Below are 21,058 nucleotides of genomic sequence, written 5' to 3' on the forward strand. Positions count from 1 at the left end.
AAGCGAATGCAGTCAACACAGCAGCAGGTTGAAAGATGACGAGTATACGCTGGCAACTGTGGATCGTTGCCTTCGGTTTCTTTATGCAGACGCTGGATACCACCATCGTCAATACCGCCCTGCCCTCGATTGCGGCCAGTTTGGGTGAGAACCCATTGCGTATGCAATCGGTCATTGTGTCGTATGTGTTGACGGTGGCGGTGATGCTGCCCGCTAGCGGGTGGTTGGCTGATCGTGTCGGGGTTAAGTGGGTATTTTTCTCAGCAATCATTCTGTTTACCCTTGGTTCACTGATGTGCGCGCAATCTGAAACCCTGAATGAGCTTATCGCCTCTCGCGTGATTCAAGGGGTCGGTGGCGCAATGATGGTACCCGTGGGCCGCCTGACGGTGATGAAGATCGTGCCACGCGAACAATATATGTCGGCGATGGCCTTTGTCACCCTACCCGGCCAGATTGGGCCATTGGTTGGCCCGGCGCTGGGGGGATTTCTGGTGGAATACGCCAGTTGGCACTGGATCTTCTTGATCAACCTACCGGTGGGGGTGATTGGCGCGTTAGCTACTCTGCTGCTGATGCCTAACTACACCATGCGTACCCGTCGCTTTGATATCAGCGGCTTTATCATGCTGGCTATCGGCATGGCAACCCTAACACTGGCGTTAGATGGCCATAAAGGGCTGGGTTTGCCACCGCTGGCAATTGCGGGTTTAGTCTTGTCTGGGATGTTGGCTCTGGCCGGATATTGGTGGCATGCCCGAGGTAATAACGCTGCGCTATTTTCACTGAGATTGTTCAAAAACAAATCCTATGCCCTTGGCCTGACTGCAAGTATGACTGCGCGCATTGGCAGTGGCATGCTGCCCTTTATGACCCCGGTTTTCCTGCAAATCGGGCTGGGATTCACGCCGTTCCATGCAGGTTTAATGATGATCCCGATGATTATCGGCAGTATGGGCATGAAGCGAATTATCGTGCAGGTGGTTAACCGCTTCGGCTACCGGCAAGTGTTGGTCAGCGCGACATTGCTGCTGGCGGTGGTTAGTCTGAGCTTCCCGCTGGTGGCACTGATGGGCTGGCTATGGCTACTGCCAGTGGTGCTATTTTTCCAGGGAATGGTTAACGCACTGCGCTTCTCCACCATGAATACCTTAACCCTGAAAGATTTACCAAACCGCCTTGCCAGTAGCGGCAATAGCTTGCTGTCGATGGTGATGCAACTCTCCATGAGTCTGGGGGTCAGTACCGCCGGGATATTGTTGGGCGTGTTTGCACATAATCAGGTGGTAACCAATACCCCGGCAACCCACAGCGCGTTCTTGTACAGCTATATGTGTATGGCCATTATTATTGCTCTGCCCGCCCTGATATTTAATCGCGTGCCGCCGGATACCGGCACCAATCGTAATCTGGCCCGCCAACCCATTAAACCGGCCAACCGATAGAACAGGTGAAAACATAATGAGAATCGGCATTACCGGAAAACTGTTTATGGCAATATTTGCTACCTGCATGCTGGTGTTGATCACCATGCACTGGGGGGTTAGAGCCAGCTTCGAGCGCGGATTCATTGATTACATCAAACAGAGCAATGAACAACGTATCGCCATGTTGGGAGACGCGCTTGAGGTGCAATATCAGCGTTACGGTAACTGGGATTTCCTGCGTAATAATGATCAGGTGATTTATCAGATCATGCGCTCTTTCGAGCAGAGCGGTGATAACAGCCGCAATCTGCCGCCACGAGGCTGGCGCGCTCAGTTCTGGGTGGTCGATAATCACAATAATCTACTGGTCGGGCACACCGGTCAGGTGCCGAAAGAAGCTAGCCGTCGCGCCATCAAGGTGAATAAAAACGTGGTGGGCTGGGTGATGTCCACTCCCCCCGAAAAACTGACGCGTAATGCAGATATTAACTTTGACCAGCAACAGCGCCGCACCAGTTGGATTATTGTCGGCTTATCAACCCTGCTGGCGGCAGCGGTGACCTGGGTTTTATCGCGCGGGATGTTGGCACCGGTAAAACGGTTAGTGGAAGGTACTCACCGCTTAGCTGCCGGTGATTTCAGCACTCGAGTGGCGGTCAGTAGCCGTGACGAACTGGGCCGTTTGGCACAAGATTTTAACCAACTTGCCAGTTCGTTGGAGAAAAACGAGCAAATGCGGCGCGACTTTATGGCCGATGTCTCGCATGAATTACGCACGCCACTGGCGGTATTGCGCGGCGAGTTGGAGGCGCTACAGGATGGTGTGCGCCAACCAACACCTGAATCCTTGATCTCACTGCAAGCCGAGGTAGGAATTCTGACCAAACTGGTCAACGACCTGCATCAGTTATCGCTCTCAGATCGTGGTGCACTGGCCTACCGTAAAACCCAACTGGATGCCGTGCGTCTGTTACAAATCGCTATCGCCAGCTTTCATGGTCGTTTCCAAAGTAAAAATATCACCATTACCGCCCATCTGCCTGAACAGGCAATAATGTTCGGCGACCCCGACCGATTGAATCAGCTATTTCATAATTTACTGGAAAACAGTCTGCGTTATACCAATGAAGGCGGGCAGCTTGAGATTATCGCACTGCCAGAAGAAGAAGCATTAACCCTACACTGGCAGGACAGTAAACCGGGCCTTAGTGATGAACAGCTACAACGTATTTTTGAGCGTTTTTATCGCACCGAAAGCTCACGTAACCGCGCAAGCGGTGGCTCAGGACTAGGGCTGGCGATATGCCACAATATTGTCGAGGCCCACGGTGGCAAAATCAGCGCCGAACATTCACCTTTGGGTGGCCTGCGGATTACGGTAGTATTTCCGCTATTCCATTCCATAGGGTAGTTCATTGTAATGCACGAGCCGCTTCAGTCTGCCAGCCAATCTGGCTCCGTATTGATTGTTGAAGATGAACCGAAGCTCGGCCAGTTATTGGTCGATTACCTGCAAGCTGCGGGTTATCAGACCCAATGGCTCACCAGGGGTGACGAGGTAGTGGCGGCAGTCCGTCAGTCGCCACCGGCCATTATTTTGCTGGATTTAATGTTACCCGGTAGCGATGGCATTACCATTTGCCGAGAAATTCGCCGTTTCTCTGATGTGCCGATTATGATGGTGACGGCAAAAACCGAAGAGATTGATCGATTACTGGGGCTGGAGATCGGTGCTGACGACTATATCTGCAAACCCTATAGCCCGCGGGAAGTGGTGGCGCGGGTCAAAACCATTCTGCGCCGCTGCCGACCGCTACCGCAGCAGCCAAGTGATACGGTGCCACTGCTGATTGATGAATCCCGCTTTCAGGCCAGTTATCTGGGCCATCAGTTGGAATTGACCCCGGCAGAATTTCGTCTGCTGAAAATACTGGCAACCCAACCAGGCCATGTGTTTAGCCGTGAGCAACTGCTGAATAATCTGTATGACGATTACCGCGTGGTGACGGATCGCACTATCGATAGCCATATCAAAAATCTCCGGCGCAAGCTGGAATCACTCGATGGCAAGAAGCCATTTATCCGTGCAGTGTACGGTATGGGGTATCGCTGGGAAGCAGAGATCTGTCGTTTACTGTAATGCCGTCTTTGCCAAAGGTGCGTTATGTTGGTGGTGCATGGCGCATTGACCTGACATCCGGTCAACGTTGACTACACTCATTAGAGGTATCACAACCAACAGGAGAACCACTATGACCATGGGTTACTATGAGCTTAATAAGGCAAAGAATGGGCAGCACTATTTCAATCTAAAAGCCAGCAATGGCGAAACTATTCTCTCCAGTGAGATGTACGCCAGTAAGGCTTCGGCTGAAAACGGCATATCATCAGTGCAAAGTAACTCCCCACTGGAAAGCCAATATGAGCTGAAGCACAACGTCAAAAATGAACCTTATTTCGTTTTGAAAGCGAAAAACCATCAGGTTATTGGCGTCAGTGAATCCTACAGTTCTGACGCTGCTGCCAAAAAAGGCATTGCCTCCGTAATAAAAAATGGCCCGACCACCATAATTAAAGATTTGACGCTGTAATTTTTATTTATCTGATAGCGCTATTTTACCTACATTCGTTGCTTAAACGTACCTGCGCGGGGCGAGTGACCGCGCATCTCACTTCAAACGTTTCTGATCTTCGGTTACCGCTGCAAACTCTTTCTCCAGCATTTTTTTCAATACCTGCTGGTTACGTGGTAATAAACCTATTTTCAAACCAAAAGGCCGAAAAACACGCCCAAGCACAGATAACGTCTGGCCCCCTTTATCCGTTTCAATATCAGACAAAGTACGTCGGCTGATATTAACCAAAGATGAAAACTCGTCCTGAGACATGGTTAGCATCTCTTTTCTAAGTTTGCGCAGTAATTCCCCTGTAGATATCTGTTCACTAAATAGCTGGCTTAGTAACAGCAGCAACAAGTTCTCACGCTCTTGCGGTGAAAGTTTCACTTTCATAAATGTGCCCAGCGTTGTAATTTTTCATCCAAATAATCAAAAGCCATTCCCGGCATATTAAGAATGCTGTCCGGTACTCCTCGCATTTTAAGACGAGCCTTCAAACCTATTAGATTTTCAGCCATTTGCTGGAATGCCAAAAAGACACGGTCAGGGTCAGGGTCAGGGTCAGCAAGATCAGATAACTCAGTAATAATGCCCTTCCAGTCAAAATTCCCTCCCTCTTCATAGGGCGAGTCCCATTGAGTCACTCTGGGAATACCTTTAGGATCTGCTTTCATCGGGGCAAAATTATAGATAGGCGAGAGCCAGATCCCCTCAGGCCGTTTAATTAATGCAGTATTGCGGCATCATGCCAAAGACCGTGATTGAAGATCTGTATCGTTAGTTTAGCCACCAACACCTCTTGAGCAAAAAACTGCTCATAAAAAGAATAAATCAGCATTTATGTGCAAAAAACTGCTCAATTAACGGATTATTTCCTTAGGCTCTAAGACATTAAAATCCGCTTAAACTGATCCAGATCATTTAAACCCTACAAAAATTGTGCAATGGCTGATTTTCATGATTGGCGAGGTTACAATCCCCGGCTTTTAACCACCCCTTCGGGCGTGGTTCTGACTTGAACTCAGACTGAGAGCCACTTATATGTCTTCATCTATTCCTTTTACCCCGGAATTATTATCGCCTGCCGGTACCCTTAAAAACATGCGTTATGCCTTTGCTTATGGGGCGGATGCGGTTTACGCCGGCCAACCGCGTTATAGCCTGCGGGTGCGTAATAATGAATTTAATCACGAGAACCTGGCATTAGGTATTCAGGAAGCGCATGCCCTCGGTAAGCGCTTCTATGTGGTCGTGAATATTGCCCCCCACAACTCCAAACTGAAAACCTTTCTGCGTGATTTAAAACCGGTGATCGATATGGGGCCGGATGCACTGATTATGTCGGATCCCGGCTTGATCATGATGGTACGTGAGGCATTCCCGCAGATGGATATTCATCTGTCAGTACAAGCTAACGCCGTCAACTGGGCTACCGTCAAATTTTGGCAACAGATGGGTTTGACCCGCGTTATTCTCTCCCGCGAGTTATCACTGGAAGAAATTGCAGAAATACGCGCACAAGTTCCTGATATGGAGCTGGAGATTTTTGTCCACGGCGCACTGTGCATGGCCTATTCCGGCCGTTGCCTGCTATCTGGTTATATCAATAAACGCGACCCGAATCAGGGAACCTGCACCAATGCCTGCCGCTGGGAATATAATGTTCAGGAAGGCAAAGAAGATGAAATCGGCAACATCGTGCATATTCACCAACCGATTGCGGTAAAGAATATCGAGCCAACACTGGGTATCGGTGCACCGACCGATAAAGTGTTTATGATTGAGGAAGCACAGCGCCCTGGTGAGTACATGACCGCCACCGAAGATGAGCACGGCACTTACATCATGAACTCAAAAGACCTACGCGCTATTCAACATGTGGAACGCCTGACGCAATTAGGTGTGCATTCACTGAAAATTGAGGGTCGGACTAAATCCTTCTACTATTGCGCCCGTACCGCACAGGTTTACCGCCGTGCTATCGATGATGCGGTTGCGGGTAAACCTTTTGATCCAACCTTGTTGACCACACTGGAAGGCTTGGCTCACCGGGGTTATACCGAAGGCTTCCTGCGCCGTCATGTGCATGAAGAGCAACAAACTTACGATTACGGCTATTCAGTTTCTGAGCGCCAGCAATTTGTCGGTGAGTTTACCGGAGTGCGTCGTGACGGCTTGGCTGAAGTGGTGGTCAAAAACAAATTCTCGGTTGGTGATAGTGTTGAGCTGATGACACCAAACGGCAATATCCAGTTTATTCTCGACAGCATGCAAGATAAAAAAGGTCAGCCGGCAGATATTGCACCGGGTAATGGTCATATCATGTATTTGCCCATCCCCGCGGACATTAACGTGGAATATGGCTTACTGGTACGTAATCTAAATGGGACAAATAGCCGAAACCCCCATGAAAAAGCGTAACGTAAAGCGATAAAAAAATAATGCCATCGCCAAGATGGCATTTTTAGCAAATATTAGAAATGGATCACATCAATTATAATTACGCTGGGGTAGCATAGCTCGAGTACAATCAAGAACTAAAAAAGTTTTACAGCAAGACTAGGAACCACCTCCTTGGCTAGCCCAATCTCCCTTGGGCTGGCCTTTTCTTTTTACGGCTCTATCCATCTGATTACAATTAATTTTTCCTAAATTTTATTATTAATGATTCTTGTTAAGCTATTAACTAATAATAAGAAAGCCTGTTTTATGAATAACCTCACCATCAAATAATAATTATCTCCGTTAAATAAATATCCCAACAAAAATAAAACCTCTTTTTATTAAACTTAAAGATAATTGATATTTGCAATATTGTCGGAATAATCTCATATAGCTAAAGAAGCCAAACCCACTACCAGCAAGTGATTCGAGCTGCATTTATGCTAGCCCCTCACTAATCCCGATGAACTTACTCAAGTAAGTGATTCGGGTAAGTGAACGCCGCTAACACCCCTGCAAGTTCAAGTAAGAAGGGGATAGGTAAATTAAACAGCTATGGGTTACTGTTACTCCTATCGCAGAAACGATTGGAGCACGTTATGACCTCAATGCCACGTACCCTTTTCATCTTGAACGGTAAGGAATCGGGTAATCTTGAAGTTCGCAATGCCGTCAAGAACTTGCGTGATGAAGGCATTATGCTTCATGTTCGAGTCACTTGGGAACACGGGGATGCGAAGCGTTATGTTGGCGAAGCTGCCGGTCTGGGGGTCGATACGGTAATTGCGGGCGGGGGAGATGGCACTATTAATGAAGTCGCCAGCGCGCTGATGGCCCTGCCCTCCTACAACCGCCCCAATTTAGGTATTGTGCCCTTAGGTACAGCCAACGATTTTGCCACCAGTTGTAACATTCCCCTGCACATAGAAAATGCATTTCAATTGGCAGTCAAAGGCCGGGCGGTCACCATTGATATCGCGCGAGTAAATAGCGAACACTACTTTATCAATATGGCGACCGGTGGCTTTGGCACCCGCATTACCACTGAGACACCGGAAAAACTCAAAGCCGTACTGGGTGGGGCTTCATACTTTATTCATGGCCTGATGCGTATGGATGCGATTAAAGCAGACAGTTGTGAAATACATGGGCCGGGTTTCGAATGGGCGGGTGATGCACTGGTAATAGGTATCGGCAACGGTCGGCAAGCCGGTGGTGGACAGCCTCTCTGCCCCGATGCGCTAGTTAATGATGGCTTGCTGCAATTGCGGTTGCTGACCGCAGAGGAATTGCTTCCTGCCCTACTGACCAGCGTGTTCAGTGGTGAGAAAAATAAAAATGTAGTGGAGGCTACCTTGCCTTGGCTGGAAATCACAGCCCCCCATGACATCACTTTTAATCTGGATGGCGAACCACTGGCAGGCAAGCATTTCCGTATCGAAATAATCCCCAATGCGATTGGCTGCCGTCTGCCGCCAAATTGTGAACTGCTGGGCTAAATATCTATCCGTGGGCTATCTTCAGTTAGCCCATGATCCCTCTCGATTTTATTACCCTTATCGCTCTGCCTAACTCAACGTTGACCTGGCTTTAGCTCGAGTTAACGCATTTTTTTACGCAAAAACCTTTCATTTCAAACTTCTTTTCTTTTACATTTAATTTTCACTTTGAAAGGTTTTACTTTCAAAGTGTGATCCATATGCAATAAATAGATCTAAAAAATGATTATGGTAGTTCACATGGCGACAGACAAGATGCTGAAGTCCATGCTGGAACCTCAGTATTTTGAATACCGCTTTATTACGCGGTTCCTGAAGTTTCTTTTCAAAACAAAAGTTTATAAAAACAGCCATAACCTCGATTACAGGAGAAAAAAATGATTGAACTCATAACCCATGGAGCCGAGTGGTTTATCGGACTCTTCCAAAAAGGGGGCGAAGTTTTTGTTGGCATGGTCACCGGGATCTTACCTTTATTAATCAGTTTGTTAGTAATCATGAATGCACTGATCAAGTTTGTTGGTCAGGATAGGATTGAACGATTGGCTCAACGCTGTGCCGGTAACCCTGTTTCCCGTTACCTGTTGCTGCCACTGATCGGTACCTTTGTATTTTGTAACCCGATGACCTTAAGTCTCGGGCGTTTTATGCCAGAAAAATATAAACCAAGTTATTACGCGGCCGCCTCTTACAGTTGCCACTCAATGAATGGTTTGTTCCCACACATTAACCCAGGTGAGTTGTTCGTGTTCTTAGGTATTGCCAGTGGTTTAACCACACTGGGCTTACCCCTCGGCCCGCTGGCTGTTAGCTACTTCCTGGTTGGGTTGTTCACCAACTTCTTCCGTGGCTGGGTTACCGATCTGACGACCTCCATCTTTGAACGCAAAATGGGCATCCGTCTGGACCGTAACGTACAACTTTAATATGTAAATTAAATACATACTGTGTGGAGCAGAGCATGAGTGAATTCATCAGGATTGAAAAAGGCGAAGGCGGCTGGGGTGGCCCATTAGTGTTGCCAATCGTACCGGGTAAGAAAATTGTCTATATCACCGCGGGTACCCGCCCGGCCATTATTGACCGTATCAGTGAACTGACTGGCTGGGAAGCGGTGGATGGGTTCAAAGAAGGTGAGCCACCAGCCGAAGAGATCGCCGTGGCGATTATTGACTGTGGTGGCACCCTGCGCTGTGGCCTGTATCCGAAACGCCGTATTCCAACCGTTAATATCCATTCAACCGGTCAATCCGGGCCGATGGCGCAATATATACTGGAAGATATTTATGTTTCCGGTGTGCGTGAAAAAAATATCCATAAAGTCAGTGGAACCGATCACGCCACCGCAACGGCTGCACCAGCAGAACCGGCGACAGCAACCGCAAGCAAAGCTGGTCGTGATTACGATACCAGCAAGAAAATTACCGAACAAAGTGACGGGTTACTGGCGAAAGTCGGGATGGGGATGGGGTCTGTTGTGGCGGTATTCTTCCAGTCAGGCCGCGACACCATCGATACCGTACTGAAAACTATCCTGCCGTTTATGGCCTTCGTTTCGGCGTTAATCGGCATCATTATGGCATCCGGTTTGGGCGACTTTATCGCCCACGGCTTAACACCGCTGGCCAGCAGCCCGATAGGCTTAGTGCTCTTGGCACTGATCTGCTCCTTCCCACTGTTGTCACCGTTCTTAGGCCCAGGGGCCGTTATCGCACAAGTTATCGGCGTATTGGTTGGGGTACAAATTGGTTTGGGGAATATTCCACCGCAATTAGCCCTGCCAGCGTTATTTGCAATTAATGCCCAAGCAGCATGTGACTTTATCCCAGTAGGTCTGTCTTTGGCCGAAGCGAAACAAGATACCGTTCGTGTCGGTGTCCCTTCGGTTCTGGTTGGCCGTTTCCTTACCGGAGCGCCAACAGTATTGATTGCCTGGGCAGCATCAGCCTTTATCTATCAGTAAGCACTAAATACAAAATTATCTGTAATACATTCAACGGTTAAGGATGTACGTATGAATACTATTTATCAGACAACTATTACCAATATCGGCGACAGCGCCCGCGAGGCGCTGCTTGATGACATGCTTATCACCTTCCGCGAAGGGGCACCCAAAGATATTGAAGAGTTCTGTTTTATCCATCAGCACAGCGATACCGATGGAGAGCTACAGGCTGGCAACATTATGGAACTGGCTGATCTGCGCTATGTCATCACCGCAGTTGGCGAGGTGGCAACTCAGAACCTGCGTGAATTGGGTCATGTCACCATTCGTTTTAATGGTGATAAGCAGCCTGAGTTCCCCGGTTCTATCCATGTAATAGGGCCAACACCCGATGATATTCCTATCGGTAGCTCACTGAAATTTATTCGTTAATTTATTCATTTATACCCGATGTCATTAGCATCGCAGTTAACCCTGCGACAGCTTCAAGTACTAAGGGTATTAGCCGAAGTAATTGGAATTGCAAAGGAAGTAGACGAACAAATCCCGATGAGCTGACACTCGTCAGTGATTCGGGTGAGTGAGTTCGACTAACACCGCTGCAGCTTCAAGTACCAAGGATAATTTTGGAGGTAGTTATGTCACAAGTAGCAGTAGTTATTGGCGGTGGACAAACATTAGGCGCATTCTTGTGTCATGGTCTTGCCGAAGCAGGGTATAAAGTTGCAGTTGCTGATTTAAATTCAGCTAACGCACAGTTAGTCGCTGATCAGATTAATGCCGAATACGGCGCAGATAGCGCCCGTGGTTTTCAGGTTGATGCCACCAATGAAAGCAGCGTGCAAATGCTGGCAAAAGCAGTAGATCAAAGTTTCCATCAAACTAACCTGCTCGTTTACAGCGCAGGCATTGCCAAGGCAGCACCGATTACTGATTTCCCACTGGATGATTTTGACCGCTCACTACAGGTCAATCTGGTCGGTTACTTCTTATGTGCTCGTGAATTCTCTCGCCTGATGATCCGTGATGGCGTTGCCGGGCGAATTATCCAGATCAACTCCAAATCAGGTAAAGTGGGCAGTAAACACAACTCGGGTTACAGTGCTGCCAAGTTTGGTGGCGTTGGTTTGACCCAATCATTGGCTCTGGACTTGGCTGACTACGGTATCACGGTGCATTCCCTGATGTTAGGCAATCTGTTGAAATCACCGATGTTCCAATCACTTTTACCGCAGTACGCTGCAAAGTTGGGCATTCAACCAGAAGAAGTTGAAAAATATTACACCGATAAAGTGCCACTAAAACGGGGTTGTGATTATCAGGATGTGCTTAACATGCTGTTGTTCTACGCTAGCGATAAAGCCGCCTATTGCACCGGACAATCAATTAATATTACCGGTGGTCAGGTGATGTTTTAAGTGTGATGTTGTCTGAAAAAACAGTTTGTCATCCCAGCAAGCGAAGGGGACTGTTTCTAGCGGTCTCACAGAGGCGAGGCCCAAGGATGGGCCAAGCAACGAACGCAGCTAACACTGCTGCAACGTCAAGTAAGAAGGATAAAAATATGTCTCCAACATCAGCACTGATCACTATTGTTATCATCGCCTGGGTGCTGCAAATCATGCTTGGCTGGTGGCAGATCAATCGGTTTAACCGTGCTTTTGACCGCCTGTGTCAGCACAGTAAATCAGTTGGTGTTGGCCGATCTGGCGGGCGCTTTAAGCCCCGCGTGGTAATGGCGCTGGCTTTCGATGAAAATATGCGGGTCAGTGACAGCATGATCATGCGTGGCATTAGCGTTTTCGCCCGCCCACGCCCATTACCTCAGCTTCATGGCTTACATCAGCAGGATTTAATCCCGGATGTGATCTTCCCTACGGATAAAGCATGTCAAACTGCACTATTATTAGCGATTAAACCGAAATCATGATATTTTCACAATGAAAGCTATTCTTTTTCATGTGAAAGTTATGCCTGAAAAAGAGGCAATGGAAATACTTGAGCGGGGATCGTTATGAAGCCAAAGCAGCGACAGGTTGCAATACTGGAATATCTCCAACAACACGGAAAGACGGCCGTCGATCAACTCGCCGCACATTTTTCAACCACCGGTACCACTATTCGTAAGGATTTAACCAGTCTTGAAAATGAAGGGGCGGTTATCCGTACCTACGGTGGGGTCGTATTAAATCGTGATGATATAGAACAACCCATTGACCGTAAAACTCACATTAATACCGATAAGAAAAAACAAATTGCTCAAGCTGCCAGCAAACTGATTAAAGACGGTGATAGCCTGGTTTTTGATGCCGGTAGTACCGTGTTGCAAATGGTTCCCCACCTGACAAAATTCAACAATATCACGGTGATGACCAACAGCCTGCATATCGTCAATGAACTGGTTGAGCTGGATAACGATCAAACTATCTTGATGCCGGGTGGCACTTACCGTAAAGGTTCAGCCTCTTTTCATGGTAGTCTGGCAGAATCTGCATTTGATAATTTTAGTTTCGATCAACTGTTTATCGGTGCAGATGGTGTCGATCTGAAAGCAGGTGTCACCACGTTTAACGAAGTTTATCATGTTAGTACGGCGATGTGCCGTGCCGCTAGCCGCATTATTTTGCTGGTTGATTCCTCCAAATTTGGCCGTAAAAGCCCAAATGTAGTGTGCCCGTTAAGTGCCGTTGATATCCTGATTACAGATAAAGGTATTAGCCCAGAATATTTGCAAGCGCTACAGGACATGGGCATTAACATCATTCTGGTTGATAAAAATGACTAATCCGTTGATTACCTATGCCCGTGAAACACTGGAAATTGAACTGACAGAAGCGCATAAGCTGCTGTCACGTTTAGATGATAATTTTATTCGCGCCTGTGAGCTATTATTAGCCTGCACCGGTAAGGCTGTAGTTTCAGGGATTGGCAAATCTGGCCATATTGGTAAAAAGATTGCTGCATCACTGGCCAGCACTGGCACCCCCTCCTTCTTTGTACATCCGGCTGAAGCATTGCACGGCGATTTGGGCATGATTGGCCCTCAGGATGTGGTGATTTTTATCTCCTACTCAGGGCGCGCCAAAGAACTGGACCTGATTCTACCCTTGTTGGCGGATAGCCAGATCCCCGTGATTGCCATCACTGGCGGCAAAGAGTCCCCGCTGGCGCTGGGTGCTGCCTGTGTCTTGGATATCAGTGTCGAGCACGAAGCTTGCCCGATGGGGTTGGCTCCTACCTCCAGCGCGGTTAATACCCTGATGATGGGGGACGCTCTGGCAATGGCATTAATGCGCCATCGCGGTTTCGGTGCAGAAGATTTTGCCCGCTCACATCCTGGCGGCAGCTTGGGCGCAAGGCTACTTAATCGAGTCCATCACTTAATGAGAACCGGTGATCGCTTGCCGATGGTGAATGAATCCGACAGCGTAATGGAAGCCATGTTAGAACTGAGCCGTACAGGACTAGGGCTGGTGGCTGTATGTGACCCGGAGCAACGGGTTGTGGGGGTATTCACCGACGGTGATTTACGCCGCTGGCTGGTAAAAGGTGGCACCTTACAGCACCCCTTAGAAAATGCCATCACACGGCCAGGCTACCGATTACCTGAGCAATGGCGCGCAGGAGAAGCGCTGGAGGCACTGCATCAGCACCATCTCAGTGCCGCACCGGTGGTGAATCTGGATGGGAAACTGGTCGGAGCCATTAATCTGCACGACCTGCATCAAGCTGGCGTTGGTTGATATCCCCGTCATTGTTCAAGTTGTAGCTGTGTTGGTTGCATTCACGATTCAGGCCTCGCTGCTGCGAGGCCGCTGCAACCAGCATTCAAATCCGCCAGTGACATCTTCATCAATATAATCAATTAATCTAGATAAATTTACTTATTAGCGGCCTGCCTGCAATCAGTGCCAATTAGGATCTTGCTGTAACTGCTTTTTGAGCATGGCCTGGATACTGTCATTGGGGCGACCGAGCCATTGATAGGTCGCGAACTCACTCGGTTTATCAAGTGCTTGTGGCTTGTCCGCCACGGAAATACGCATTCCCCATGCCTGCCATACTTGTTTTTTATCCTGACTAAACGCCACCCACATAAAGTTATTGCTGCAATCATGAGGTTTACAAATTCGCCCCACCTTATATTGCTGCCCTTGCCAATTTATCACCTCATAAGGTGCTGACGTCCCCACCCCTTTGCGTGCCCAGGCGGGGAGATTCTTTTGGCTTTTCACCATTTTTTGCCAACTATTTTTATAAACCGGCTGTTGCAGCAGATCCGCCGTAGTCGGGCGGCTTTTGACAGAAGAAGTCTGGGCAACTGACGTGGTTGTGACAGTTGTGGTGGCTGGCTGCGCGAAAGCCCAGGAGCTGACACTGAGCATCACCGCAGCCACAAGACAATGGCGGGTTTTGTTACCTTTCATTATCGAAATCCTTATTATCTGATTAATCTACTCGCCGGACAGTGAGCCAGGCTCTGTGCAACGGCTTAGCGGGCGTGGTATTAGTTTGCCTGTCTATGACCATCAACCAGCGAAAAAGTTGATCCATAGCACGAATTTTCATCCTAATTCCAGTTATACCACAATCTGTATGACAGCTTGAGTTAAGCTATGAACCAGATAGCTATCAGCCGATCCCACCCGATAAAAGGCCATGCCATGTTAACCATTAAGTTACCCGAAGAACCCGAGAAGCTGTATTACTCTGCCGGGGATGCCCACCCGCTGGCTAAGCTTGAAACGGATAAAATTATCCAGATGGTTATCGATCTGGATGTTGCCAATTCCGACAGCGAACATTATGTCACTGGCTGGATGGGACTAAATAGCGTGGTGGTGGTACGTAATTACCAAAATAAGCGCGGTACAGCCAATGGTTTTGTGGTGAATAAAGGCGATCGCTATCGTCTGAGCATTCAATCCATTGAATTTCGCATTCCTAAGGCCGTGTTGTGGATGAGCTTTCGCCGTAAACCCCGCACCATGGAGTTAATCACCTACGAAACATTGGGCGAGCAACCCAGCGGTATGCAGCAGTACCGTAATATCCTCGATGAAGAGTTGCTACAGCAACTCGATGCCGATTGGCGCGAATTGAATGATTATCTTGGTGCAGCCTGCTGGCAACTTGAAAATGACACCCCGCTGTGGCAACAAACCCGACAACAGATAACGCCCGAGGCTATCCGTCAGTTAGTCGATGCGCCTATTTTTCGCACCAAACATCTACAGGCTGATGGGGATTACGCCGGGTTCTGGGCCGGAGAGTACTTTTTTGCCGTTCGCCAGCCTAGCGCAGGCAACCCATTACCTGCGGTACAAATCTCCTGGCGTGAAGATGAAAAAGATATCGGCAGTTATCAATTTGATCTGATTAACGATGAAACAGGCGAGCCAAAACTCTCACTGTGTATTCGCCCGCGCAAAGGCGCGGACAGCTATCTGCTTAACCGTTTTGATGCCCATCACTTACAACGTGCCATCGCGATGTTTGTGATGACTCAGCGCTATTTATTAGCATGAAAATTCCTGCTATTTCAATAGATAAGGCATGCACTTCGTCATTGGGGCTACAGGTAGGCGGCAAGTGAACATATCCCGATGAGCTGACTCAAGTCAGTGATTCGGGGGGGAGCGCGCAGCTAACACCCCTGCGACTTCAAGGACGAAGGATCCCCAAAGTCATTGGAGTTGCAGGTAGGCGGCAAGTGAACACATCCCGATGAGCTGACTCAAGTCAGTGATTCGGGGGGGTGAGCGCAGCTAACACCCCTGCGGCTTCAAGGACGAAGGATCCCCAAAGTCATTGGAGTTGCAGGTAGGCGGCAAGTGAACACATCCCGATGAGCTGACTCAAGTCAGTGATTCGGGGGGGTGAGCGCAGCTAACACCCCTGCGACTTCAAGGACGAAGGGGATTACCACCACTGGTGAAAATGATGCACCGGCCCGATCCCCTGCCCGACTTCAAGGGAATCGGCTTGTTCTAATGCACCTTGCAGATAGTGTTTGGCGGCATTCACCGTATCTGCCCAATCGTGGTGCCGTGGCCGTAAGGCCGCCAATGCGGCCGATAAGGTGCAGCCGGTGCCGTGGGTATGGCGAGTATTTACTCTGCGGGTAACAAAACGCTGTTCGCCTTGTGCCGTAAACAGCCAATCGGGGCTATCCTCACCGCTCAGATGCCCTCCTTTCATCAATACTCCCTGACAGCCCAGAGCCAACAGTGCTCGCCCCTGTTCACACATTTGTTGCTCATCGCGGGCAGGCTGGCAATTGAGTAGCGCGGCTGCTTCTGGCAGATTCGGGGTAATCAAAGCCACCCGCGGTAACAGCAGTTGACGTACTGCGTCTACGGCCTCTGGCGCCAATAAAGGATCACCGCTTTTGGCGACCATAACGGTATCTAGCACCACAAATGGGATGGGATAACGTTGCAGTTGTATGGCAACAATCTCGACAATGTCAGCATTAGCCAACATACCGATTTTCGCGCTATCGATGCGCACATCACTGAGAACAGAATCGAGTTGAGCTGCAACAAACGCCGGTTCGATGGGATAAACTGACTGCACACCACAGGTATTTTGTGCCACCAAGGCGGTGATCACACTGGTGCCGTAAGCTTGCAAAGCAGAGAAAGTTTTCAAATCAGCCTGAATACCGGCCCCACCGCTAGGGTCAGTTCCGGCAATCGTGAGTGAATTAATTCGCTTCATGAATATCTCTCCACACTCATATCAATGGGAGTTCGAATGGCAGCAACAGCGAGAATAGCTAAAGAGAAAACGGCAGGTTGAACGAACATATTCCTCCTAACCGGCGGTCAAGAAGGCGGAACCATAAGGTGCCGAGACTTCCCTACGCTGGCATAATCCAGATCAGGTAATACGGGTAATATCTCAGCCATGCCACTGTTTGTGGCAGGCACCCCGAGTCAGAATTGTTATTATCATGGGCAGGTGGTAGAAGATCAATCATGTATTGGCTCAACCAATGATCAATTTCGCGAAAGCACCCTGTTTTGGAGGTATAACCGTAGGATGAGTATCAAGATTCGTCAGTATCAGGAAAGTGACCGGCCATTCCTGCGCACCTTGTATCTGGCATCACGTAAAGCAGCCTTTACCTGGCTGGACGTTGAACACTTTAGGCTGGAAGATTTTGATCGCTCAACCATCGGTGAAACTGTGCTGGTCGCCGTTGATGGCGATCAACACTTAGGTTTTGCCTCAATTTTTATGGAAGAGAGTTTCCTGCATCATCTGTTTATTGACCCTGCGCTACAACAGTCCGGTACGGGAAAAGCCTTATTGCAGGCAGCACAACAGCTATTTACCAGCCACGGCTCACTCAAATGTCTGGCAAAAAACCAGCAGGCGCTGGCGTTTTATCAAAAACAGGGGTGGGTAGCTATAGCCACCGGCATCAGTAATGATGGCGAATATACATTAATGCATTGGCATAATGAGAAGGTTAAATAAGCACAAGGGAACCGGGTTTCCTGGTGCTTATTTTCTATTCCCCGCGCAGCGCCTTCACATCATCGGCTTTTATATTCAGTGCCGGTTGTCCGAATTGCTGTAGCAGATAATGACTCAAACTAACAACCTGCTCATCGGTCAAGGTGTTGGCAAACCCGGGCATAAAGACTTCACCGTCATTGGTTTTGCGTGACACACCGTGGAGAATCACATTAATCAGGTTATTGGGCACGGATGCCCCGACCACCGAGTTTTTCATCAATGAAGGGTAATAACCGTCTTTTACGCCCTCACCGGTGAAACTGTGGCAACTGGCACAGTTCCCCAAATACAGGCGCGCGCCGTCAGTGTTGTTATCTGCCGTGAAAGGCATACCGCGTAAGGAATTAACACTACTCGCCGCTTGCCCCCAATCCGAACGACTCTTGGTTTCGTCATCTGGATTTAATGGCTCCAGGGTACGCAGATACACCGCCATGGCATTGAGATCACTCTCGCTCAGGTGGCGAGTGCTGTTCTCAATAACTTCAGCCATCGGCCCGGCAGCTTGTGCTTTACCGTCAACATGGCCGGTGCGCAAATATTGCACCACCTGTTGCTGACTCCAGCCGCCAATACCGGCATGTGGATCAGCGGTAATATTAAACGCCGTCCAACCATTAATCTCTGCCCCCCCATAGGCTTTGCTCTCTTTCATCCCCATGGTGATATTACGCGGGGTATGGCACTCACCACAGTGCCCCAATGCTTCAACAAAGTAAGCCCCCTGATTCCATTGTGCATCTTTAGTGTTGTCCGGCTGAAAGCGCTCCCCCTCGAAATTGACCAAATTCCAGAACCACAATCCCCAACGCTGGTTGAATGGGAAAGGCATGTCATTTTCGCGGTTAGCTTGATGCACTGCTGGCAGACTAAACAGATAGGCTTTAATGGCTTTGACGTCAGCATCCGTCAACAACGTATATGAGGTGTAAGGGAATGCCGGGTAGAGATTCTCACCATTTTTCCCTTTCCCTTCATGTAATGCGCGCAAGAACTCTTCATCCGTCCAATTGCCAATTCCGGTCTCTTTATCGGGCGTGATGTTGGGCGAATATAGCGTGCCCATCGGCGTCTTGAAGGCAAGTCCACCGGCAAAAGGCTTGCCGTCTTTGGTGGTATGGCAGGCCACACAGTCAGCGGCCTTAGTCAGGTACTCACCACGTGCAATCAGGTCAGCATCAGCACTGGCATACCCAGTTACGGCTAAACCTAATGCGATAAACAGGAGATTCACTGAACAGCCCAAGGTTTGTTTTCTCATCTTACACCTCGGCCTTTAATGTTTCAGCGATACGCAGCGAGAGTGCGGCAATCGTCAAAGTACAATTAACTGAACCGACAGTTGGCATTACACTACTACTGGCGATAAACAGGTTTTTATGGTCATGGGTACGACAATCGCTGTCCACTACCGAGTCTTTCGGGTCACTGCCCATAATGGTGGTACCCGTAATATGATTGTTATTGGCGAAGTTATTGTTGAATTTAACCTCGGTTCCCCCCATCAGCTTTGCCGCCTCGGCATAGACCTGCTGAGTGTGTACCGCACTTTTTCGCACATAATCATCCATTGCATAGTAAAACTCGGGTTTCGCAATGCCGATGGCGTCTTTCTCGCTAGCGCTGGGGATAATACGATTTTCGACATGAGGCAAAATCTCGTGGAAGCTGTCGAATTGTACAAAACGCGCGGCCCTGTCACGGATTTTGGCCTCAAGCTGTGGCCCGAGTTGCAAATCCCCCTGTTTGAGTAATTCAATCGTGACTTGATCGGTACGTGACAAATTGGATAAATGAATTTTTTTCGCTGCAAAATCAGCGCGGAATGCACCATCACGGAAGCCGATCATCGACGTCATTTCCTGCGGCCCACGCCCTGGCCACAAGGGTTCACTGGCCATAAAAGTCACCCCAGTTCCGGGGTGATCCATTAGATTGCGCCCCACCATATCGGAACTATTACCCACTCCCCGTGGATTTTTCTCATCGGTGGACATCAGCATCAGTTTCGGAATTTCAATGCCATTGGCGGCCAGTACGAAGTATTTACCCTCAGCCCGATGCTCATTGCCTTGTTCATCTTTAAACAGTGCCGCAATAATCTGCTGTTTATCATTAACTTCTAACTTATAAACCACCGCTTTGGGGCGCACGACTGCCCCCGCCTGCTCGGCTTTTTCGACATGAGTGATACCGTTATACATGGCGCCAATCGGGCAAATAGGCATGCAGTTGTTATTACCACAACAGGTTGGCCGGCCATCATAAGGGCGACTGTTACGGGCGACCGGTTCAGTGACCACATTGAAACTTCCGCCGTTAAAGCTGCCACCGTTAAAAACATGGCTATTTAACACCGTCTTGATGCGCTGTTCATTCCACGATAATGGCAATGGTGCCATCGGATAGGGTTCGCTGCGGGGTGATCCTAGATCTTCATCACTTGGCCCCCAAACACCTAATTCCTGTTCAGCGCGCAGATACCACTTTTCCAACACCGCATACTCAATTGGCCAATCTCGCCCGACGCCATACACGGTTTTCAGTTTGAAATCGTTAGGCAAAAAGCGCCAGGCAGAAGCCGCCCAGTGCCAGGTTGTGCCACCCACTGCGCGGATATATTGCACATCATACGGATGTTCACCCTTTTGAATCAGATAGTTATTATTTGGGTTAGATTCAGGATGAGGCGCATACGCGGTGGAAGGATATGGCGCCATGTTGTCTGATTTATCCGGCTGATTACGGAAGTTTTCTACAATTTCCCAGCGAGAGAGGCGCGGACCTGCCTCTAAAACCAGTACTGACTTGCCAGCCATGGCCAGTTGATGGGCAACCAGCCCTCCTGCAACACCCGAGCCAATAACGACGATATCCGCCTTTAGTGTGTCAGCCATAAATGTATTCTCCAAAATTATAAGGCGACATCAGGCTTTACAGCCCAGTATCCGGGTTTATTCGGGCAATAAGAGCGAATAACCAACACATCGGATACCGCATCGAACATCAACGCATTCTCATAGCTGATTACCGCCGCATCGATTCCCTCACCGATCACGCCGACATACCAGCCTTGCAATATTTGCCGAGCGATTTGCTGTTGCAGAGGTGGCCATTGCTGAGGTTCACCCGCAGGCAACGGTTGTAACAAGGAGAGTTTTTGGTCAAAACCGCCTATTTTCCCGAGCAAAACCTGATAGATTCGTTGACCAATCTGCACATTAAGCTGGCGCTTACCGGTCAATGCGCGTGATACCAACATGAATCTTTCTAAATTCTGCGGCGAGGTTTGGGTCGATGCCGCGAAAGCATCTAATGAAAGGGGACTCATCAGGCTACTGACTAGCCCGACGCCGATATATCCCAGCAGACGGCGGCGTGAAATACCCCGCACCTGAGGTATCGGAGAGAGATTTACCGACATGTTTTTTCTCCACAAAACAGCACGCACGCAGTATTCATCCGTTGTATTTAGGAACATGCTGCTAATCGGCATGTGCTAACAGATGCGGGCTACTGCGAGCTAAACTACCCTGCGTGTTACACAGCGGCAGTGGCAATCTTGACTAATAATGAATGGACTTCTCGTCTTATTGA

General features: G+C 48.9%; 22 protein-coding genes and 1 riboswitch. Of the genes, 15 read left to right on the forward strand and 7 right to left on the reverse strand.

Annotated features, from left to right (window positions below; all coding sequences use genetic code 11):
- Window positions 1-35: 35 nt before the first annotated feature.
- From Q2T71_RS15185 to Q2T71_RS15200, 4 genes are all read left to right on the forward strand, one after another.
- Window positions 36-1,445, forward strand: a complete 1,410-nt coding sequence (locus Q2T71_RS15185) for an MFS transporter (RefSeq protein ID WP_372559640.1) — start codon at window positions 36-38, stop codon at window positions 1,443-1,445.
- Window positions 1,446-1,461: 16 nt separating this feature from the next.
- Complete coding sequence (baeS, locus tag Q2T71_RS15190) at window positions 1,462-2,838, forward strand: two-component system sensor histidine kinase BaeS (RefSeq protein WP_372559641.1); 1,377 nt, start codon at window positions 1,462-1,464, stop codon at window positions 2,836-2,838.
- Window positions 2,839-2,847: 9 nt separating this feature from the next.
- On the forward strand, window positions 2,848-3,567 hold the full coding sequence (baeR, locus tag Q2T71_RS15195) for a two-component system response regulator BaeR (RefSeq protein WP_083163251.1): 720 nt from the start codon (window positions 2,848-2,850) through the stop codon (window positions 3,565-3,567).
- A gap of 112 nt (window positions 3,568-3,679) precedes the next feature.
- Window positions 3,680-4,018, forward strand: coding sequence for a YegP family protein (locus Q2T71_RS15200; RefSeq protein WP_372559642.1), 339 nt, complete (start codon window positions 3,680-3,682; stop codon window positions 4,016-4,018).
- Between the two features lie 78 nt (window positions 4,019-4,096).
- Here Q2T71_RS15200 and Q2T71_RS15205 read toward each other — a convergent pair whose 3' ends face one another.
- Window positions 4,097-4,438, reverse strand: a complete 342-nt coding sequence (locus Q2T71_RS15205) for a helix-turn-helix transcriptional regulator (RefSeq protein WP_372559643.1) — start codon at window positions 4,436-4,438, stop codon at window positions 4,097-4,099.
- Window positions 4,435-4,719 (reverse strand): hypothetical protein, encoded by a 285-nt coding sequence (locus Q2T71_RS15210; RefSeq protein WP_372559644.1) that lies wholly within the window; start codon window positions 4,717-4,719, stop codon window positions 4,435-4,437. The genes Q2T71_RS15205 and Q2T71_RS15210 overlap by 4 nt, the downstream gene beginning before the upstream one ends.
- Window positions 4,720-5,086: 367 nt before the next feature.
- Between Q2T71_RS15210 and yegQ the strand changes: the two genes are divergently transcribed.
- From yegQ to gutQ, 9 genes are all read left to right on the forward strand, one after another.
- A complete protein-coding gene (gene yegQ / locus Q2T71_RS15215; RefSeq protein WP_372559645.1) occupies window positions 5,087-6,466 on the forward strand; it encodes a tRNA 5-hydroxyuridine modification protein YegQ in 1,380 nt (459 codons plus the stop codon).
- A 629-nt stretch (window positions 6,467-7,095) separates the two neighbouring features.
- Window positions 7,096-7,986 (forward strand): lipid kinase YegS, encoded by an 891-nt coding sequence (gene yegS, locus Q2T71_RS15220; protein ID WP_372559937.1) that lies wholly within the window; start codon window positions 7,096-7,098, stop codon window positions 7,984-7,986.
- Between the two features lie 377 nt (window positions 7,987-8,363).
- On the forward strand, window positions 8,364-8,912 hold the full coding sequence (locus tag Q2T71_RS15225) for a PTS glucitol/sorbitol transporter subunit IIC (RefSeq protein ID WP_004877312.1): 549 nt from the start codon (window positions 8,364-8,366) through the stop codon (window positions 8,910-8,912).
- Between the two features lie 35 nt (window positions 8,913-8,947).
- The gene (locus Q2T71_RS15230; protein ID WP_083163240.1) at window positions 8,948-9,949 is read left to right on the forward strand and encodes a PTS glucitol/sorbitol transporter subunit IIB; all 1,002 of its coding nucleotides are present in this window, start codon (window positions 8,948-8,950) and stop codon (window positions 9,947-9,949) included.
- 51 nt (window positions 9,950-10,000) lie between these two features.
- Window positions 10,001-10,363, forward strand: coding sequence for a PTS glucitol/sorbitol transporter subunit IIA (gene srlB, locus Q2T71_RS15235; RefSeq protein ID WP_083163238.1), 363 nt, complete (start codon window positions 10,001-10,003; stop codon window positions 10,361-10,363).
- Window positions 10,364-10,569: 206 nt separating this feature from the next.
- Window positions 10,570-11,349, forward strand: a complete 780-nt coding sequence (srlD, locus tag Q2T71_RS15240; RefSeq protein WP_372559646.1) for a sorbitol-6-phosphate dehydrogenase — start codon at window positions 10,570-10,572, stop codon at window positions 11,347-11,349.
- Between the two features lie 146 nt (window positions 11,350-11,495).
- Window positions 11,496-11,861 carry a transcriptional regulator GutM gene (gutM, locus tag Q2T71_RS15245; protein WP_083163234.1) on the forward strand — a complete coding sequence of 122 codons (366 nt, stop codon included), beginning with the start codon at window positions 11,496-11,498 and terminating at the stop codon, window positions 11,859-11,861.
- 84 nt (window positions 11,862-11,945) lie between these two features.
- Entirely contained in the window at window positions 11,946-12,716 is a 771-nt protein-coding gene (locus Q2T71_RS15250; RefSeq protein ID WP_083163232.1) for a DNA-binding transcriptional repressor, read from the forward strand.
- Complete coding sequence (gene gutQ, locus Q2T71_RS15255) at window positions 12,709-13,674, forward strand: arabinose-5-phosphate isomerase GutQ (protein WP_372559647.1); 966 nt, start codon at window positions 12,709-12,711, stop codon at window positions 13,672-13,674. Before Q2T71_RS15250 ends, gutQ begins: the two co-directional genes overlap by 8 nt.
- A 162-nt stretch (window positions 13,675-13,836) precedes the next feature.
- Here gutQ and Q2T71_RS15260 read toward each other — a convergent pair whose 3' ends face one another.
- Window positions 13,837-14,358 (reverse strand): inhibitor of vertebrate lysozyme family protein, encoded by a 522-nt coding sequence (locus tag Q2T71_RS15260; RefSeq protein ID WP_372559648.1) that lies wholly within the window; start codon window positions 14,356-14,358, stop codon window positions 13,837-13,839.
- A 237-nt stretch (window positions 14,359-14,595) separates the two neighbouring features.
- On the opposite strand from Q2T71_RS15260, the gene Q2T71_RS15265 reads away from it, so the two are divergent.
- Window positions 14,596-15,459, forward strand: coding sequence for a hypothetical protein (locus Q2T71_RS15265; RefSeq protein ID WP_372559938.1), 864 nt, complete (start codon window positions 14,596-14,598; stop codon window positions 15,457-15,459).
- A gap of 394 nt (window positions 15,460-15,853) precedes the next feature.
- Here the strand turns inward: Q2T71_RS15265 and thiD are convergent, their stop codons facing one another.
- Window positions 15,854-16,654, reverse strand: coding sequence for a bifunctional hydroxymethylpyrimidine kinase/phosphomethylpyrimidine kinase (thiD, locus tag Q2T71_RS15270; protein WP_372559649.1), 801 nt, complete (start codon window positions 16,652-16,654; stop codon window positions 15,854-15,856).
- Between the two features lie 122 nt (window positions 16,655-16,776).
- Window positions 16,777-16,880: riboswitch (TPP riboswitch) on the reverse strand.
- 98 nt (window positions 16,881-16,978) lie between these two features.
- Between thiD and Q2T71_RS15275 the strand changes: the two genes are divergently transcribed.
- Window positions 16,979-17,419 (forward strand): N-acetyltransferase family protein, encoded by a 441-nt coding sequence (locus Q2T71_RS15275; RefSeq protein ID WP_372559650.1) that lies wholly within the window; start codon window positions 16,979-16,981, stop codon window positions 17,417-17,419.
- Window positions 17,420-17,453: 34 nt separating this feature from the next.
- On the opposite strand, the gene Q2T71_RS15280 is transcribed toward Q2T71_RS15275, so the two are convergent.
- From Q2T71_RS15280 to Q2T71_RS15290, 3 genes are read right to left on the reverse strand one after another with little or no spacing between them, the layout of a single operon-like run.
- On the reverse strand, window positions 17,454-18,722 hold the full coding sequence (locus tag Q2T71_RS15280; protein ID WP_372559651.1) for a c-type cytochrome: 1,269 nt from the start codon (window positions 18,720-18,722) through the stop codon (window positions 17,454-17,456).
- Window position 18,723: 1 nt separating this feature from the next.
- The gene (locus Q2T71_RS15285; RefSeq protein ID WP_372559652.1) at window positions 18,724-20,358 is read right to left on the reverse strand and encodes a GMC family oxidoreductase; all 1,635 of its coding nucleotides are present in this window, start codon (window positions 20,356-20,358) and stop codon (window positions 18,724-18,726) included.
- 17 nt (window positions 20,359-20,375) lie between these two features.
- Window positions 20,376-20,885 (reverse strand): sugar dehydrogenase complex small subunit, encoded by a 510-nt coding sequence (locus Q2T71_RS15290; protein WP_372559653.1) that lies wholly within the window; start codon window positions 20,883-20,885, stop codon window positions 20,376-20,378.
- Between the last annotated feature and the right edge of the window lie 173 nt (window positions 20,886-21,058).

It is taken from the genome of Yersinia sp. 1652 StPb PI, assembly GCF_041538345.1.
GTDB classification, from domain to species: domain Bacteria; phylum Pseudomonadota; class Gammaproteobacteria; order Enterobacterales; family Enterobacteriaceae; genus Yersinia; species Yersinia enterocolitica_E.